Here is a 16,951-nt window from a genome sequence, read left to right on the forward strand (position 1 = left end):
AGGAGTAGCCATGCGCCACGCCAAGATTGTCGCAACCTGGGGCCCTGCGGTCTCAAGTTACGACCACACCCTCGAGCTCATCAGCGCTGGTGTGAATGTCGCGCGGTTGAACATGTCGCACGGCACCTACAACGTGCACGAGGGCATCTACCGGAACATCCGGCGTGCCGAGATCGAGGTTGCACGGCCTATCGCGGTGCTTGCTGACCTCCAGGGGCCGAAGATTCGCCTCGCAACGTTCGCTGACGGTCCGCACGACCTCGAGGTTGGCGATGAATTTGCGATCACGACCCGTGAGGTCCCCGGTGACCGCACGATCTGCGGCACCACCCATAAGGGGCTGCCGGGAGACGTGAGCGTCGGCGATCCGCTGCTGGTGGACGACGGCAAGGTGACGCTGCGCGCCACGAAGGTCACCGAGGACACGGTGTACACCGTGGTCGAGGTCCCCGGGACGGTGTCGAACAATAAGGGCATCAACCTTCCGGGTGTCGCGGTCAACGTGCCCGCTCTCTCCGAGAAGGACGAGGATGATCTGCGCTGGGCCCTGAAGCTCGGCGTCGATTACATCGCACTGTCGTTCGTGCGCGACGCGGCCGACATTGTTCGGGTACACGAGATCATGGACGAGGAGGGCACGCGCCTTCCCGTTATCGCGAAGATCGAGAAGCCGCAGGCTGTCGACAACCTCGAAGAGATCGTCGCCGCGTTCGACGGGATTATGGTTGCCCGCGGTGACCTCGGCGTCGAAATGCCTCTCGAGCGCGTGCCGCTCGTGCAGACGGAAGCGATCGACATCGCCCGTCGCAACGCGAAGCCTGTGATCGTTGCCACGCAGGTCTTCGAATCCATGATCGAGAACCCGCGCCCGACACGCGCTGAGGCATCCGACTGCGCAAACGCTGTCCTCGACGGAGCCGACGCGGTCATGCTCTCGGGCGAGACGAGTGTTGGAGCGTACCCGGTTGAGGCCGTGCAGACAATGGCGCGGATCATCGAGACGACCGAGGACCACGCGCTGGACCGCATCAAGCCGCTGACGGTTGCTCCGCGCAGCCAGGGCGGCGTGCTCACCCGCGCAGCTGCCGAGGTCGCTGAGTTCATCGGCGCCCGGTACATCTGCGTGTTTACGGAGTCGGGCGACACCGTTCGGCGTATGTCGCGTCTGCGGACACCGATCCCGATCATCGGGTTCACGCCCTCCGTCGCGACACGCCGACGCATGGAGCTCACGTGGGGCGCGCGCAGCATCGAGATGCCGCGCGTCGGGAGCACCGATGAGATGTTCGCGCAGGTCGACGAGATCCTCGAGCCGCGCGATAACATCGAACTCGGCGAGCGCGTCCTCATCATCGCGGGATCGCCTCCGGGCACCGTTGGCACGACGAACACGCTGCGGATTCACCGCGTGGGGGAGACGAGCGGAAATCTCGCTGCTGCTGGGCCTCGCAAGCACACGCTTGACGGCGAGTAGCTCGCTGGGCGGGTTCGTGCCCGCCTGAGGTCCACGGAACCGGTTCCAGTGCAGTAAACTGGAACCGCTTGCCGGATTGGTGGAATGGTAGACACGGCGCACTCAAAATGCGCTGCCGAGAGGCGTGCGGGTTCGAGTCCCGCATCCGGTACAAATAGGTAATACGGCTCGGGCCCTGGCTGAACAAGCTGGGGTCCGAGCCTTTTGCGTGTGTGGATGCCCGCGTGCGGCTACCCGTGTTCGGTGACGCGCCCGGTCGTTGGCCGTAGCCAAAGCCGAGCTCACGCATAGCGACCGCCTCGTTCGTCTGCTGTGAAGCTGATAATTTCACTAGATTTGCAGTCTCTTTTCTCCCACGCTGTGAAAACTGGGTGTTATCTAATCGAGATATCGTAAGCTTGAGGCGTGAATGACCAGAGTGTTGCACCGACCACGCCCAGGCGCGTAGTTGTCGCAGAAGACGAATCCCTCATCCGCCTCGACATCGTTGAGACGCTGCGCGACAACGGTTTCGACGTTGTCGGTGAGGCCGGCGACGGCGAGACCGCCGTCGCCCTCGTAAAAGAGCTCCGCCCCGACCTCGTCGTGATGGACGTGAAGATGCCGAAGCTTGACGGCATCTCCGCGGCCGAGCAGATCAACGAGGAGCACATCGCTCCCGTGGTGCTGCTCACGGCGTTCAGCCAGCGTGAGCTCGTCGAGCGCGCGACCGAGGCAGGCGCGCTCGCCTACGTCGTGAAGCCGTTCACGCCCGCAGACCTGATCCCGGCGATCGAGATCGCCCTCTCGCGCTTCCAGCAGATTGTTGCCCTCGAGAGCGAGGTCGCTGACCTCGCTGAGCGCTTCGAGACCCGCAAGCTCGTTGACCGCGCGAAGGGGATCCTCAACGACAAGATGGGCCTCTCGGAGCCCGAGGCGTTCCGCTGGATCCAGAAGGCGTCCATGGACCGTCGTCTGACGATGCAGGATGTCGCGAAGACAATCATCGATCAGCTGGGACCGAAGAAGGACTAGCTCACCGCTTCAACTCGGCGCCACGCCCGAACGAAAAAAGACCCCGCGAATCCGCGGGGTCTTTTCGTTTGCTGGGGGAGCGAGGATCGCCCTACTTCGTCGGGATCGACTTGTAGAAGTTTGTGATGCGCAACGTCGAGCAGCGGCGTCCGTTGTCGTCGGTGCAGATGATCTCGTGGACGGTCATTGAGCGGCCGGCGTGGATCGGCGTGCAGACGGCGGTAATGTTTCCAGTTGTGGCCGAACCCGTGTGCGTGGCATTGATGTCGACACCGACGGGCAGTTTTCCTTCGGGGGCGAGGAAGCCGGCGTGCATCGAGCCGAGGGTTTCGCCGAGTACTGCATATGCGCCGCCGTTGACGAGGCCGTAGGGTTGTGTGTTTCCCTCGACCGGCATCGTGGCGACGACACGCTCTCGATTGAATTCGGTGAGTGTGATTCCCATCGTGTGCGCGAGCGCTCCGAGACCCACCGAATTGATGTAGTCGAGGTCTGCGTTGTCTTCACCGGGGCGAACACCGAATCGGTTAGGGGCCTGAACATCCTGCTCGGTCATTGCCACTCTTTCAATGTCAGTCCAGCCTTGTAGGCTGTGTGTGTGTCGAATACCACTCAGCAGCCTACCCTCATGGTGATCGATGGTCACTCCCTCGCCTTCCGCGCTTTCTACGCGCTTCCGGTCGACAGTTTCCAGACGCAGACGGGGCAGCACACGAACGCTATCCACGGCTTCATCTCGATGCTCATCAACCTGTTGGCGAACGAGAACCCGGACGCGCTCGCGATCGCGTTCGATATCTCACGCCACTCGTTCCGCACCGAGGAGTACCCCGAATACAAGGGCACCCGCGGCGAGACCCCGGTCGAGTTCAAGGGCCAGATCCCGCTCCTCCAGGAGGCGCTCCACGCGATGGGCATCACAACCATCGAGAAGGAGGGGTACGAGGCCGATGACATTCTCGCGACGCTCGCGACCGAGGGGCGCGCCGGTGGCTACCGCGTGCTCGTGGTGAGCGGCGACCGGGACACGATCCAGCTCGTGAACGACGACGTGACGCTGCTCTACCCCTCGAAGCAGGGCGTGAGCGAGCTCACCCGCTACGACGCCGACAAGGTCATGGAGCGTTACGGGGTGCGCCCCGAGCAGTACCCCGAGATCGCTGCGCTCGTCGGTGAGACGAGCGACAACCTCCCGGGGGTCCCGCGCGTCGGCGAGAAGACCGCGGTGAAGTGGATCAACCAGTTCGGCTCGCTCGATGAGATCCTCAAGCGGCAGGACGAGATCGGCGGAAAGGTCGGCGAGAGCCTGCGTGAGAACGCACACCTCGCGGTGCGCAACCGCCGCCTGAACCACCTCATCACCGACGTCGAGCTCAACCTGCCGCTCGAGGGCCTGAAGCGCGGCGACGTCGACATGGACGCCGTCGCTGAGAAGTTCGCGGAGCTCGAATTCCGCACGCTGCTGCAGCGCGTTGCAAAGCTCGTCGGCGCCGAGGTGCCGACCGCCTCCGGCAAGCCAGCTGCCCTCGGCGCGACGCTCCCGGAAGCGCGACTGCTCATTGACGAAGAGCTTGGCGACTGGCTCGCGAAGGCCGAGAGCCCCGCCGTCTACCTTGCGGATGCCGCCGGCGGCATCGACGTGGGGCTCGCGACGCCTGAGTCGACCGTGAAGCTGCTCTGGCAGCCCGGCGGCCGCGATTACGCGCAGTTCGAGGCGTGGCTTGCGTCAGATGCGCCGAAGGTCTTCTTCGACGCGAAGGCGCAGCTGCGCGTTGCCGCAGCGGCGGGTGTCGCGGTTGACGGGATCGCGGGCGACGCGCTGCTTGCCGCCTGGGTGTTCCGGCCCATCTCCCCAGAGAAGACCATCGCCGAGGCGGTCTTCCGCTACCTCGGCGAAGAGGTGCCGACGGGCGATCCGAACCAGCTCGTCCCCGAAGAGGGTAGCGTGGCGACGCCCGAGCAGCTCGCCTGGTACATCGTGCGTGTGCACGCTGCGATCGTCGGCCGCTTCGAGGGCCGCACCAGAGAGGTCTACGAGCAGATCGAGCTGCCACTGCTGCCGATCCTCGCGCAGCTTGAGGCGCGCGGCGTCGCGATCGACCTGCCGCTGTTCGAGGCGCACAACGCCGAACTCACGGAGCGGGTCGCAGCCCTCGAGCAGCGCGCGTTTGATTCGATCGGGCATGAGGTGAACCTCTCGTCGCCGAAGCAGCTGCAGCAGGTGCTCTTCGAAGAGCTCGACATGCCGAAGACGCGCAAGACGAAGAGCGGCTATACGACCGACGCTGCGGCGCTCGCCGACCTGCAGCAGAAGCACCCGCACCCCTTCCTTGACTCGCTGCTCGCGCACCGCGACGCGAACAAGCTGCGGCAGATCATTGAGACGCTCATCAAGGCCGTTGGCCCTGAGGATCAGCGGATCCACACCACCCTCGTGCAGGTGGGCGCGAGCACCGGTCGACTCGCCTCGACCGACCCGAACCTGCAGAACATCCCGGTGCGCTCCGAAGAGGGTCGCCGCATTCGCGAGGGCTTCATCCACGCCCCCGAGTACACGACGCTGCTCACCGCCGACTACTCGCAGATCGAGATGCGGATCATGGCGCACCTCTCGGGCGACGAAGGCCTCATCGAGGCGTTCAACGCCGGCGAGGATCTGCACCGCTTCGTCGGCTCGCGCATCTTCGGCGTTACCCCGGCCGAGGTGACCAACGAAATGCGCTCGAAGGTGAAGGCCATGTCGTACGGCCTCGCATACGGGCTCTCCGCGTTCGGCCTGTCAAAGCAGCTGAACATCTCCGCCGGCGAGGCGAAGCAGCTCATGGAGGACTACTTCGAGCGCTTCGGGGGAGTCCGCGACTACCTCCGCTCCGTCGTCGAGCAGGCGAAGCGTGACACCTTCACCGAGACGATCTTCGGTCGCCGTCGGCCGTTCCCCGACCTCGCGAGCCCGAACCGGATCCTCCGCGAGAACGCGGAGCGCGCCGCGCTCAATGCACCGATCCAGGGTTCCGCTGCCGACATCATCAAGATCGCGATGATCCGCGTCGAGGATCACATGCGCGAGGCCGGCCTGAAATCGCGCATGCTGCTGCAGATCCACGATGAGCTCATGTTCGAGGTTGCTGAGGGGGAGCAAGAGCAGCTCGAAGCGATCGTGCTCGCCGATATGGCGGGTGCCGCCGAGCTCAAGGTGCCGCTCGAGGTGCAGTTCGGGCACGGGCCGAACTGGAACGCGGCCGCACACTAGCTGGTGCGGCGCAAGCGGATGCGAGCCGCCGAACAGCGGCGCGCATGCCTTCCGACGCGCCGCAGAACGTCACTTGCCCGGCGAAGCAAACTCGCGTTAGACTGAACTGTCACATTTGTGGCGACTACACCATGTCCACGTGTGGGACGTCTCGCGGAACAGAAGCAATTCGGTTCCGGCCACTTTGGCACGCACCCACCTGAATATCCTGTCCATTCTGGAGACCAATTACATGACGAACGCAACGACCACGAGCAAGCAGGTCGCAGTAAACGACATCGGCTCAGCCGAAGACTTCCTTGCAGCGGTCGAACTGACCATTAAGTCCTTCAACGACGGAGACCTCATCGAGGGCACCGTCGTGAAGATTGACCGCGACGAGGTTCTCCTCGACGTCGGGTTCAAGACTGAGGGTGTTATCCCCTCGCGCGAGCTTTCCATCAAGCACGACGTCAACCCTGATGAGGTTGTCAAGGTCGGCGATTCCGTCGAGGCGCTCGTTCTCCAGAAGGAGGACAAGGAAGGTCGCCTGATCCTGTCCAAGAAGCGTGCTCAGTACGAGCGTGCTTGGGGCGACGTGGAGAAGGTCAAGGAGACCGAGGGTGTCGTCACCGGCACCGTCATCGAGGTTGTCAAGGGCGGCCTCATTGTTGACATCGGGCTCCGCGGCTTCCTCCCCGCATCGCTCATCGAGCTCCGCCGCGTGCGCGATCTCACCCCGTACCTTGGCCAGGAGATCGAGGCCAAGATCCTCGAGCTCGACAAGAACCGCAACAACGTTGTGCTTTCGCGTCGCGCGCTCCTCGAAGAGACCCAGTCGGCGACTCGCTCGTCGTTCCTCGCCGATCTCAAGCCCGGCCAGGTTCGCAAGGGCGTCATCTCGTCGATCGTCAACTTCGGTGCGTTCGTCGATCTCGGCGGCGTTGACGGCCTCGTGCACGTCTCGGAGCTTTCGTGGAAGCACATCGAGCATGCCTCGGACGTTGTCGAGGTTGGCCAGGAAGTCACCGTCGAGGTACTTTCGGTCGAGCTCGATCGCGAGCGCGTTTCGCTCTCGCTGAAGGCTACGCAGGAAGATCCCTGGCAGGTATTCGCCCGCACCCACGCAATCGGTCAGATTGCTCCGGGCGCGGTCACGAAGCTTGTTCCGTTCGGCGCGTTCGTTCGCGTTGCAGACGGCATCGAGGGCCTCGTGCACATCTCCGAGCTGTCGGGTCAGCACGTTGAGCTTGCTGAGCAGGTCGTTTCGGCCGGCCAGGAAGTCTTCGTCAAGATCATCGACATCGATCTCGAGCGTCGCCGCATCTCGCTCAGCCTCAAGCAGGCGAACGAGGGCCTCGACACCGAGGGCACCGAGTTCGATCCGGCTCTCTACGGTATGACCACCGAGTACGACGAGAACGGTGAGTACAAGTACCCCGAGGGCTTCGATCCTGAGACGCAGGAGTGGAAGGAAGGCTTCGAGACCCAGCGCGAGAAGTGGGAGCAGGAGTACGCTGCTGCCCAGGATCGCTGGGAGGCTCACAAGAAGCAGGTCACCACGATGCTCGCAGAGCAGGCTGCTGCACCCGCAATGGACGCACCTTCGTCCTCTTCGGGCTTCTCGAGCGACTCGGCTTCGACCGGTGCGCTTGCTGACGACGAGGCGCTTGCTGCGCTGAAGGCTCAGCTCGAGGGCAACTAACCCTTAAGTCAACAGGCCCGGCACCCCTTCGGGGGCGCCGGGCCTTTTGCGTTGCGGCCGGAGGTCGGTCGGGTGCTGAGATCACGCAATCAAGCCCCTGTACCCTGGCCTGTTGAAAGCGTCTCAGTCGGAGGACGGGGTGAGACCGCGCACGCATGCGGCTTCGCCCACCAGCGGACGACTAGCGGTGTTACGCGATGTCCCCGACCGTCCGGTGCGCTCGTCGATTGCGAAGCCGCTTGACCCAGCGCACGCCCAACACCGCGAGCAGCACCATGGCGGCGAGTGCGACGAGCGGAAGGAGCACGGCGAGCACGGTGACCACGGCGGCGGCCACGTCTTCGAGCGTGCTCATCACGGACGCCCCGAGGCCGGCTGTCGCAAGGTTGATGATCGGCCGGGAGACAAGCTTGAAGACGTGGGGGACGAGGGCGATGAGTATCCCGAACACGAAGGGCCAGAACGCTGACGAGTTCACGAACGCCTCCGGATCAGCCACCGCGACAGTGCTGCTTGAGGCACCCGCGCTGAACACGAGACCGCCCGATGCCGGGCGCACGATGCTTTGGAGCACGTCGTTCACGGTATCGAGGGCTGGGAGCTTATCGACCACGATCTCGACGACCAAGAGCACGCCGAGGACACCGAGGGACCAGTCGTTTTCGATCCATGCCCAACTCTCTGGCAGGGCGAGTAGATCAGTGAACCGGGAGAGGAGCCCGAGCCCGAGCAAGGGAATGTAGGCGTTGAGTCCCGCGGCCGCCGCGAGCGACAGTCCGGTGATTGCTTCCAACATGATGGCCTCCTGACATCTAGCCTAGGGTCACGCTACCCTGGAAGTATGCAACTGCTCGCGCTCACTGGTGGAATCGCTTCGGGAAAAAGCACGGTGGGGCGTCGCCTGGCCGCGTTGGGGGCGGTGCGGATCGATGCCGACGAGCTTGCCCGCGACGCCGTGGCGGCAGAGTCGCCCGGTCTCGAGGCAGTCATCGCGCGCTTCGGCGCTGGCCTTCGCGCCGTCGACGGTGGACTGGATCGTGCCGCGCTCGGCGAGATTGTGTTTCGTGACCAGGGGGCGCTCGCCGACCTGAACGCCATTGTGCACCCAGAAGTGCGTCGCCTCGCAGAAGAGCAGGTCGCCGCAGCCCTTGCACGGGACGCTGACGCTGTCGTGGTCTACGAGATCCCGCTATTCGTTGAGACAGGCGCCCACGAGGGCGGGAGCGGCTTTGCGTGGGATCTCGTCGTCGTCGCTGATGCGCCGGCGGAGACGCGGGTGACGCGCATGATGAATCTCCGAGGCATGTCCGAGGACGAAGCGAGGCGACGCATCGCGAATCAAGCGAGCGACGCCGAGCGACGTGCTGTCGCCGACGTGATCATCGACACGTCTGGCACCGAGCAGCACACGCTCGATCAGGTCGACGCGTTGTGGGCCCGACTCACACAGCGGCTGTAATTCGCAGCGGTGCGTAGACGGGGGAGGCCTAGCGGCTGAACTCTGCGAGCCAGTTCAGCTGGAACTGTGCGACGGCAGCGATGATGAGGTACGAGATCAGCACGAGCACCCAGGCCCAGGAGTTGATCGCTGCGAACGCCTTCGCGACGCGGGGCGAGGCGTTGTAGTAGCCGTTTGCCTCCGGGCGGAACGCGGTGAAGAAGAAGAGCGGGATCGTCACCGACCAGACGACCATGCACCACGGGCACAGGGTGCCGAGGTTGAAGACGCTCTGGTAGAAGAGCCAGAACACGAAGACCGTGGCCAGCGCGAGTCCAGCGCGGTACAGCCACCAGAACCACGCACTGAAGCGGGCGCCGGCGAGCATCGCGACGCCGACAGCAATGGGAGCGATGAAGCCCATGAGCCCGAGGATGGTGTTGCTGAAACCGAACAGTGAGCCCTGTGGGGAGTCCATGTTCGGGCCGCAGGTCACGAGCACTGAGAGCTCGCAGTTGGGAATGTAGTCCGTCTGCTGCAGCGTCTTGATGTACTCGGTGGCGAGTTCGAATGAGGCGAAGAGCCCAATCGCGCCGAGAATGATGGTGGTGATTGCAAAACCACGGTTTTTGCCAGGCTGTACCTCGGTAGCGCTCATGGGTCGATAATAACTCGCGCTTCCTGAGACAACGCGACGCGCGAGCGTATCCTGCGAAGTTCAGGTTCTCCGTGACATAATGGTTACCGTTGGATAACGCCACGACGGCGGGCTCCACGTACAGTCTTTGACCACCCCATGGTGGTCGCGGCATTTGCCGAACGCTCACTGCATGTGAGCGAACCTCACAATTTGCGGGACTTACCGCACTCAATATTGGTTTCCGCGGAGCTTCTGGGCCGTGGTTAAAGGAGCACACCAGCAATGGTGAACACACAAGAGAACACCGAGGGCGCGAACACTACCGAGCTGGAGGCCGCGACGGTCACCGGCAGCGAAGGAGCAGACGCCGCGGCACCGCCCGCCGCTGCTCCGGAAGCCCCCGCCGAGCCCGAAGCGCCGGTCGAGCCTGCAGTGCCGGCCGAGCCAGAATCCCCGTCTGAGCCGGAGACCAAGATGTTCGCTGACGGGCTGCCGCTCGTGCTGCCGCTCTCGAACATGTCGCCAGAGGAGCGCTTCCGGGCGACCACGAGGCTCATCTTCCTCGCGCCCGACGTGCCTCCCGTGCAGCCGATGCCGCGCCGCAACGAACTGCGCAAGCTCGACGACATTCTCGACTCACGCTTCCCCGGCAACGACTCACGCGATCGTGACCGTGCGCCGCGAGAGCGTCACGACCGCGACGCTGAGCGCCATGACCGCGACGGCGACCGCGGTGAGCGCAATAGCCGCGACGCCGCGAGCCGCACCAACAGCCGCCGCCGCCAGAGCGTGCACGATCACGACGACGAAGAAGTGACGCGCCCGCAGCGCCAGGCGCCCGTGATCACCGAACCGCAGAAGCTGCGTGGCTCCACCCGTCTCGAAGCGAAGAAGCAGCGCCGCCGTGACGGTCGCGATGCTGGCCGCAAGCGGATGGTCATCACCGAGTCTGAGTTTCTCGCCCGTCGTGAGTCCGTCGATCGCGAGATGATCGTGCGGACGACTGCCGACCGGATCCAGATCGGCGTGCTCGAAGACAAGGTGCTCGTCGAGCACTACGTTGCTCGCTCGAGCGAGTCTTCGCTGATTGGCAATGTCTACCACGGTCGCGTGCAGAACGTGCTGCCGAGCATGGAGGCCGCGTTCGTTGACATTGGCCGTGGCCGTAACGCCGTGCTGTACTCGGGCGAGGTTGACTGGTCAGAGTTCGAGGGCGGCAACACCGCGCGCAAGATCGAGAACGCACTCAAGCCGGGCGATCCCGTGCTCGTCCAGGTGACGAAGGACCCCGTGGGGCACAAGGGCGCTCGGCTCACGAGCCAGATCTCGCTCCCTGGGCGCTTCCTCGTGTACGTCCCAGGCGGCGCGATGAACGGCATCTCCCGGAAGCTTCCGGACACCGAGCGTGCTCGCCTGAAGAAGATTCTCAAGGAGGTCCTCCCGACCGGCGCAGGCGTCATTGTGCGCACCGCAGCTGAGGGTGCGACCGAGGACCAGCTCACGCACGACGTGCAGCGCCTTACCCGCCAGTGGGAGTCGATCCAGGCCCGCGTGAAGAAGGGCGGCGGCCCGGCGATGCTCCACTCGGAGCCCGACATGCTCATCAAGATTGTGCGTGACGTCTTCAACGAGGATTTCCTGAAGATGAGCATCGAGGGTGCGGAGACGCACCAGGTCATCGAGGATTACCTGTCGGCGGTCGCCCCCGACCTCATGCAGCGTGTCGAGCGTTACGACGGAGATCGCGACATCTTCGACGCCTACCGCGTCACCGAACAGATTTCAAAGGCCCTCGACCGCAAGGTCTGGCTGCCCTCGGGCGGATCGCTCGTTATTGACCGCACTGAGGCGATGACCGTCGTCGATGTCAACACCGGCAAGTTCGTCGGCGCTGGCGGCAACCTCGAAGAGACCGTCACGAAGAACAACCTCGAGGCAGCTGAAGAGATCGTTCGCCAGCTGCGGTTGCGCGACATCGGCGGCATCATCGTGATTGACTTCATCGACATGGTGCTCGAGTCCAACCGCGATCTTGTGCTTCGCAGGCTCGTTGAATGCCTGGGGCGCGACCGCACGAAGCATCAGGTGGCCGAGGTCACCTCGCTTGGCCTCGTGCAGATGACGCGGAAGAAGCTCGGTCTTGGGCTGCTTGAGTCCTTCAGTGAGCCCTGCGATGTGTGCGCTGGTCGCGGCATCATCGTCCATCACGAGCCGGTGCAGCGCCACCGCAACGAGTCGTCGGGGCGCCAGAAGCGTAGCGGGAACAACGGCGGCGGCAACAGCTCGAACAGTGGCAACAGCCACGGCGGCAACGGCAGCGGCAACGGTGGTAACGCGAGCAACGGGTCAAGCAAGAACGCAAGCGAGCCCAAGGGGCAGGCGCACGCGATCACCGACGGAGCGAAGAACATGCTCGCTCAGGTCGCCGCGTCAACGATCCCGGCAGCGAAGTCGACAGAGGATCACGCTCCGGCAGCCGCGCTTGAGAGCGTCCTCGACGCACTCCCCGACGCGCCCCCCGCTGGCGCTTCGAAGTCGCGGAACCGTCGTGTGAGCTCGCGTGCGGGCGCTCCCGCAGCAACCACTGCGTCGAGCCCCGCGAAGTCCGAGCAGGCAGAGCCACAGCGCCCCGCCGCCGCGCAGAACGCGCCAGAGTCTTCTGCGCCCGCACAGGTGCCTGCTGAGACGCAGGCAGAGGCTGCCGAGAAGAGCGCGCCCACCCGGGCGCGGGCTTCGCGAGGCCGTGCCACGCGAGCGCAGACCACAGCTTCATCGACAGCTTCGAACGCCGGCACTGAGTCTGGTGCCGCGGCCGATACGTCGATTGAGAGCGCAGCAAGTGCGGGTGGGAAGGGGCTCGATCCAGAGCGCATGCTCCTCGACGCGCTTGATGCGCGCACGAAGGGTCGCGGCGAAGCTTAAGCTGACACGCCGACCCTCATTTGACCGGTAGCAGCAAATCGGGTTAATATTGACCGTTGTGCGTACTCGCTTTCGAGGCGGGAAGTGCACGTATGACTTCGATCGTGACGGGTTCGCGATTCGACACGATTAAGACAATCCACGAGAGATGGGTGACCAATTGGTTTACGCAGTAGTGCGCACAAGCGGACGGCAGGAGAAGGTCGAGGTTGGCTCGATCATCACTGTGAACCGTGTTGCAGGCGACGACAAGGGCAAGCTTGAACTCCCCGCAGTTCTGCTCGTCGACGGCGACAAGGTGACGACCGACGCTTCGGCGCTCGCCAAGGTGAAGGTCACTGCAGAGGTTCTTGATGACCTCCGCGGCCCGAAGATCGTCATCCAGCGTTACAAGAACAAGACCGGTTACAAGAGCCGCCAGGGGCACCGTCAGGATCTGACGCGCCTCAAGGTCACCGGCATCAAGTAACACTTTTAGACTCTAAGGAGACAGACAGATGGCATCCAAGAAGGGCGTCGGCTCCAGCAAGAACGGCCGCGATTCGAACGCACAGCGCCTCGGCGTGAAGCGCTTCGGCGGCCAGCAGGTAAACGCCGGCGAGATCATCGTGCGTCAGCGCGGAACTCACTTCCACCCGGGCGCGAACGTTGGCCGTGGCGGAGACGACACGCTGTTCGCTCTCGCTGCTGGTGCAGTCGAGTTCGGCGCGAAGGGTGGCCGCAAGGTCGTCAATATCGTCGCCACTGCGTAAGCAGACTGGTATCGACAAAGGCGAGCTTCGGCTCGCCTTTTGTCGTATCTGGCCGGATTGCGCGGGCGAACACGCCCGCGCGTGACGTAATCCGGCGTCGCTGGCCGCGCGCACATACACGCGCGTCCGGCACAATGTAGTTACTCGATCGCGTCTTCGGGGCGGAAGGAGAATCTCTCATGGTGACGTTCGTAGATCAGGTGGAGCTGCACCTGCAGGCGGGCCGTGGTGGGAACGGCTGCGTCTCTGTACGGCGCGAGAAGTTTAAGCCACTCGCTGGCCCTGACGGCGGTGCCGGCGGCAACGGCGGCACGATCGCACTCGTCGCAGATCCGCAGGTGACGACGCTGCTCGAGTACCACCGCAGGCCGCACCGCACCGCCGAGAACGGCGCGTACGGGGCAGGCGATTATCGCGCCGGCGCGCACGGCACCGATCTTGAGCTGCGTGTACCCGTGGGTACCGTCGTGAAGGATAAGGACGGCGAGACGCTCATCGACATGACGGAGCCGGGTACCCGCTTCGTCGTCGCTGAGGGTGGCCTCGGTGGCCTCGGCAACCACGCGCTCGCGAGTCAGAAGCGCAAGGCCCCCGGCTTCGCCCTCCTCGGCACCGACGGCTGGGCCGGCGATGTCACGCTCGAGCTCAAGACGATCGCTGATGTCGCGTTCGTCGGCCTGCCCTCGGCGGGCAAGTCGAGCCTCATCGCTGCAATGAGCGCCGCACGGCCGAAGATCGCCGACTACCCGTTCACGACGCTGCACCCGAACCTTGGCGTCGTTGAAGTCGGGGAGCACCGCTTCACCGTTGCCGATGTTCCCGGCCTCATCGAGGGCGCGAGCGAAGGGAAGGGCCTCGGCCTCGACTTCTTGCGCCACGTCGAGCGCTGCAGCGCACTGCTGCACGTGCTCGACTGCGCGACGCTTGAGCCCGGCCGCGATCCCATTTCCGATCTTGAGATCATCAAGAAGGAGCTCGCGGCCTACGAGGTACCGGAGGGGCAGGTGCCGCTGCTCGAGCGCCCGCAGCTCATCGCGCTGAACAAGATCGATGTGCCTGAGGCGCGCGAGCTTGCTGAGTTTGTGCGCCCGGACCTGGAGGCCATGGGCTACCAGGTGTTCGAGATCTCGACCGCGTCGCGCGAAGGGCTCCGGGAGCTCGGATTCGCGCTCGCAGAGATCGTCGAGACGGCGCGTGACAAGGAGATCGCGGAATCGGAGCGGCTCGAGCGCATCGTGCTCACCCCGAAGGCTGTCGACCGACAGCCAGGCTTCCGTGTCGTGACCGAGGGCGGCTCGTACGGCACGCTGTTCCGGATTCTGGGCCAGAAGCCCGAACGCTGGGTGCAGCAGACCGACTTCCAGAACGACGAGGCCGTCGGCTACCTCGCTGACCGGTTGCAGAAGCTGGGTATCGAGGACGCCCTCGTGAAGGCTGGGGCCGTCGCGGGATCCACCGTGGTCATCGGCCCCGGCTCCGGCGTCGTCTTCGACTGGGAGCCCGCGCTCACGAGCGCCGCCGAGGTGCAGATCGGTGTTCGCGGCAGCGACGACCGGTTTGACGGTGCCCAGCGCCGCACGAACAAGGAGCGCCGCGCGGACTACTACGAGCTCATGGATGCGAAGGCGGCCGCCCGCCAGCAGCTGGAGGATGAGCGCAAGGCAGGGATGTGGGAGACGGACGAGTGAGCGTCAGCCGCGGCGAATCCTTGCTGACGGCGAGGCGCGTCGTCGTGAAGGTCGGTTCTTCGTCTGTGAGCGGCGACAACGCCGGCCAGATCCCGACCCTCGTTGACTCGCTCGCGCGGCTGCACGCAGCCGGGGCAGAGGTGATCCTCGTCTCCAGTGGCGCGATCGCGACCGGGGTGCCGTTCCTCAACATTGAGGCGCGACCCGACGACCTCGCCACGCAGCAGGCTGCCGCCGCGGTCGGCCAGAACATTCTGGTGAACCGATATCAGCGTGCGCTGTCCAGCCACGATCTCGTGGCTGGACAGGTGTTGCTCACCGCGAACGACATGGAGAACCCGACGCACCGCGGCAACGCGCGGCGTGCCCTGGAGCGCCTGCTCGCGCTGGGAACCGTTCCAATCATCAACGAGAACGACACCGTCGCCACTCACGAGATTCGCTTCGGTGACAACGACCGGCTCGCGGCGCTCGTCGCGCGCCTCGTCGAGGCTGACCAGCTCGTCTTGCTCTCGGACGTTGACGCGCTCTACACGGCGCCACCCGAGGTTGCTGGGGCCGAACGCATCGCGCACGTGCCGTACGGCGACGCGCTCGCCGGCGTGAAGATCGGCGAGAGCCAGTCTGGCTGGGGCACCGGGGGAGCGACGACCAAGGTGCAGGCCGCGCGGCTTGCCGCCGACGCGGGGTCCACTGTGCTGCTGACCGAGACCCGGTTGTTGCCTGCGGTGCTTGACGGGGCGGATCACGGAACCCTCTTCGAAGCCGCGACGCGCTAACCGGGCAGGATCCGCTCCCGGGCTAGAATGGGGCCATGTCTAGCAATGATGCCTTCGTCGAGATCCTGACCCTGGCCAAGGGCGCCGCAAAATCGCTCGCCACGGCCACCGCCGCGATGAAGAACGCCGCACTCGAAGAGATTGCGCGTGGACTCGAAGGCGCGATCCCAGAGATCGTTGCCGCAAACGCATCGGATCTTGCGCGCGGCGAGGCAAACAACATCGGAGCCGGGCTGCTCGACAGGCTCATGCTCGATGAAACACGCATCCTCGGTCTGGCAAGCGCCGTTCGCGAGATCGTTGCGCTCCCCGACCCTGTCGGAGAAGTGGTGCGTGGCAGCACGCTGCCGAACGGCATCACGATCTCGCAGACGCGAGTGCCCTTTGGTGTCGTCGGCGCGATCTACGAGGCGCGCCCGAACGTCACGGTCGACATCGCGGCGCTCGCGCTGAAAAGCGGCAATGGGGCAGTGCTGCGCGGCGGCACCGCTGCAGAGGATTCGAACAAGGTCCTCGTGCGGCTGTTGCAAGAGGCCATCTCGCGCGCTGGGCTTGACGGCGACGCCGTGCAGACAATCGACGAGTTCGGGCGTGAGGGTGCTGGGCGCCTCATGCGTGCGCGCGGCTACGTTGACGTGCTCATTCCCCGTGGGAGTGCGGGGCTCATCGCTACCGTCGTGCAGGAATCGACCGTGCCCGTGCTCGAAACCGGAGCCGGCCTCGTCCACGTCTTTGTTGACGCGTCAGCGGACGCCGACATGGCGGAGGCGATTGTGCTCAACGCGAAGACACACCGCCCCAGCGTCTGCAACGCGGCCGAAACGCTGCTCGTGCACCGGGACGCAGCTGAGCGCCTGCTGCCCCGGCTACTCACCGCGTTGGGTGACCGCGGCGTCGCGCTCTTTGGCGACGAACACGCCCGGTCTGCGGGCGCCACGCGGGCGGCCGACGACGCGACCTGGGCTACCGAACACCTCGATCTCGAGATGGGGGTACGCGTCGTCGACTCGCTCGACGAGGCGATCGCGCACATCGAGCGGTACTCGACCAAACACACTGACGCGATCGTGACGAACGACTTCGCCAACGCCGAAAGGTTCCTGGCTGAGGTGGATTCCGCCGTGGTGATGGTGAACACGTCGACCAGATTCACCGACGGCGGGGAGTTCGGATTTGGCGCGGAGGTCGGGATTTCGACGCAGAAGATGCACGCGCGTGGCCCGATGGGGCTCGCCGAGCTCACGAGCACAAAGTGGCTTGTGCGTGGCACTGGGCAGATTCGCTAGCTAAACACTGTAGGCTTGTCGTAA

Annotated in this window: 14 protein-coding genes and 1 tRNA gene; 12 read left to right on the forward strand and 3 right to left on the reverse strand. The window is 64.7% G+C overall.

Features of this window, described 5'->3' with window-relative positions:
• The first annotated feature begins 10 nt into the window (after nt 1-10).
• The 3 genes from pyk to AUL38_RS10185 all read left to right on the forward strand — a co-directional run bounded on the left by pyk (nt 11) and on the right by AUL38_RS10185 (nt 2,488).
• Nucleotides 11-1,474 (forward strand): pyruvate kinase, encoded by a 1,464-nt coding sequence (gene pyk, locus AUL38_RS10175; protein WP_059061778.1) that lies wholly within the window; start codon nt 11-13, stop codon nt 1,472-1,474.
• A gap of 70 nt (nt 1,475-1,544) precedes the next feature.
• Nucleotides 1,545-1,625 (forward strand) — tRNA-Leu (locus AUL38_RS10180).
• Nucleotides 1,626-1,879: 254 nt separating this feature from the next.
• The gene (locus AUL38_RS10185) at nt 1,880-2,488 is read left to right on the forward strand and encodes an ANTAR domain-containing response regulator (RefSeq protein WP_059061781.1); all 609 of its coding nucleotides are present in this window, start codon (nt 1,880-1,882) and stop codon (nt 2,486-2,488) included.
• Between the two features lie 91 nt (nt 2,489-2,579).
• Here AUL38_RS10185 and AUL38_RS10190 read toward each other — a convergent pair whose 3' ends face one another.
• Nucleotides 2,580-3,044 (reverse strand): hotdog fold thioesterase, encoded by a 465-nt coding sequence (locus AUL38_RS10190; protein ID WP_059061783.1) that lies wholly within the window; start codon nt 3,042-3,044, stop codon nt 2,580-2,582.
• 72 nt (nt 3,045-3,116) lie between these two features.
• Here AUL38_RS10190 and polA point away from each other — a divergent pair, with 72 nt between their 5' ends.
• Together polA and rpsA are read left to right on the forward strand one after the other, a co-directional pair.
• Entirely contained in the window at nt 3,117-5,738 is a 2,622-nt protein-coding gene (gene polA, locus AUL38_RS10195) for a DNA polymerase I (RefSeq protein ID WP_059061785.1), read from the forward strand.
• A 232-nt stretch (nt 5,739-5,970) separates the two neighbouring features.
• A complete protein-coding gene (gene rpsA, locus AUL38_RS10200; RefSeq protein WP_059061786.1) occupies nt 5,971-7,422 on the forward strand; it encodes a 30S ribosomal protein S1 in 1,452 nt (483 codons plus the stop codon).
• A gap of 190 nt (nt 7,423-7,612) precedes the next feature.
• Here rpsA and AUL38_RS10205 read toward each other — a convergent pair whose 3' ends face one another.
• Nucleotides 7,613-8,218: a DUF4126 domain-containing protein gene (locus AUL38_RS10205; RefSeq protein WP_059061788.1), complete on the reverse strand. Its 606-nt coding sequence runs from the start codon at nt 8,216-8,218 to the stop codon at nt 7,613-7,615.
• Between the two features lie 45 nt (nt 8,219-8,263).
• Between AUL38_RS10205 and coaE the strand changes: the two genes are divergently transcribed.
• On the forward strand, nt 8,264-8,881 hold the full coding sequence (gene coaE, locus AUL38_RS10210) for a dephospho-CoA kinase (RefSeq protein ID WP_059061790.1): 618 nt from the start codon (nt 8,264-8,266) through the stop codon (nt 8,879-8,881).
• Between the two features lie 28 nt (nt 8,882-8,909).
• On the opposite strand, the gene AUL38_RS10215 is transcribed toward coaE, so the two are convergent.
• On the reverse strand, nt 8,910-9,518 hold the full coding sequence (locus AUL38_RS10215) for a vitamin K epoxide reductase family protein (protein ID WP_059061791.1): 609 nt from the start codon (nt 9,516-9,518) through the stop codon (nt 8,910-8,912).
• A gap of 264 nt (nt 9,519-9,782) precedes the next feature.
• On the opposite strand from AUL38_RS10215, the gene AUL38_RS10220 reads away from it, so the two are divergent.
• The 6 genes from AUL38_RS10220 to AUL38_RS10245 all read left to right on the forward strand — a co-directional run bounded on the left by AUL38_RS10220 (nt 9,783) and on the right by AUL38_RS10245 (nt 16,927).
• Nucleotides 9,783-12,422, forward strand: coding sequence for an Rne/Rng family ribonuclease (locus AUL38_RS10220; protein ID WP_083506775.1), 2,640 nt, complete (start codon nt 9,783-9,785; stop codon nt 12,420-12,422).
• Nucleotides 12,423-12,582: 160 nt separating this feature from the next.
• Complete coding sequence (gene rplU / locus AUL38_RS10225; RefSeq protein ID WP_059061793.1) at nt 12,583-12,891, forward strand: 50S ribosomal protein L21; 309 nt, start codon at nt 12,583-12,585, stop codon at nt 12,889-12,891.
• 28 nt (nt 12,892-12,919) lie between these two features.
• Entirely contained in the window at nt 12,920-13,174 is a 255-nt protein-coding gene (gene rpmA / locus AUL38_RS10230) for a 50S ribosomal protein L27 (RefSeq protein WP_042542900.1), read from the forward strand.
• A 179-nt stretch (nt 13,175-13,353) separates the two neighbouring features.
• Nucleotides 13,354-14,862: a GTPase ObgE gene (obgE, locus tag AUL38_RS10235; protein ID WP_059061795.1), complete on the forward strand. Its 1,509-nt coding sequence runs from the start codon at nt 13,354-13,356 to the stop codon at nt 14,860-14,862.
• A complete protein-coding gene (gene proB, locus AUL38_RS10240) occupies nt 14,859-15,641 on the forward strand; it encodes a glutamate 5-kinase (RefSeq protein ID WP_059061798.1) in 783 nt (260 codons plus the stop codon). Before obgE ends, proB begins: the two co-directional genes overlap by 4 nt.
• A gap of 35 nt (nt 15,642-15,676) precedes the next feature.
• Nucleotides 15,677-16,927, forward strand: coding sequence for a glutamate-5-semialdehyde dehydrogenase (locus AUL38_RS10245; RefSeq protein ID WP_059061800.1), 1,251 nt, complete (start codon nt 15,677-15,679; stop codon nt 16,925-16,927).
• Nucleotides 16,928-16,951: the final 24 nt, after the last annotated feature.

This window comes from Leucobacter sp. G161, from assembly GCF_001482305.1.
In the GTDB taxonomy this organism is placed as follows: domain Bacteria; phylum Actinomycetota; class Actinomycetes; order Actinomycetales; family Microbacteriaceae; genus Leucobacter.

What these genes read in the sequence shown, in the direction of transcription:
- pyk (WP_059061778.1), top strand. Translation starts at nt 11, where the DNA reads ATGCGCCACGCCAAGATTGTCGCAACCTGGGGCCCTGCGGTCTCAAGT.
- AUL38_RS10190 (WP_059061783.1), bottom strand. Translation starts at nt 3,044, where the DNA reads ATGACCGAGCAGGATGTTCAGGCCCCTAACCGATTCGGTGTTCGCCCC.
- polA (WP_059061785.1), top strand. Translation starts at nt 3,117, where the DNA reads ATGGTGATCGATGGTCACTCCCTCGCCTTCCGCGCTTTCTACGCGCTT.
- rpsA (WP_059061786.1), top strand. Translation starts at nt 5,971, where the DNA reads ATGACGAACGCAACGACCACGAGCAAGCAGGTCGCAGTAAACGACATC.
- AUL38_RS10205 (WP_059061788.1), bottom strand. Translation starts at nt 8,218, where the DNA reads ATGTTGGAAGCAATCACCGGACTGTCGCTCGCGGCGGCCGCGGGACTC.
- coaE (WP_059061790.1), top strand. Translation starts at nt 8,264, where the DNA reads ATGCAACTGCTCGCGCTCACTGGTGGAATCGCTTCGGGAAAAAGCACG.
- AUL38_RS10215 (WP_059061791.1), bottom strand. Translation starts at nt 9,518, where the DNA reads ATGAGCGCTACCGAGGTACAGCCTGGCAAAAACCGTGGTTTTGCAATC.
- AUL38_RS10220 (WP_083506775.1), top strand. Translation starts at nt 9,783, where the DNA reads ATGGTGAACACACAAGAGAACACCGAGGGCGCGAACACTACCGAGCTG.
- rpmA (WP_042542900.1), top strand. Translation starts at nt 12,920, where the DNA reads ATGGCATCCAAGAAGGGCGTCGGCTCCAGCAAGAACGGCCGCGATTCG.
- obgE (WP_059061795.1), top strand. Translation starts at nt 13,354, where the DNA reads ATGGTGACGTTCGTAGATCAGGTGGAGCTGCACCTGCAGGCGGGCCGT.
- AUL38_RS10245 (WP_059061800.1), top strand. Translation starts at nt 15,677, where the DNA reads ATGTCTAGCAATGATGCCTTCGTCGAGATCCTGACCCTGGCCAAGGGC.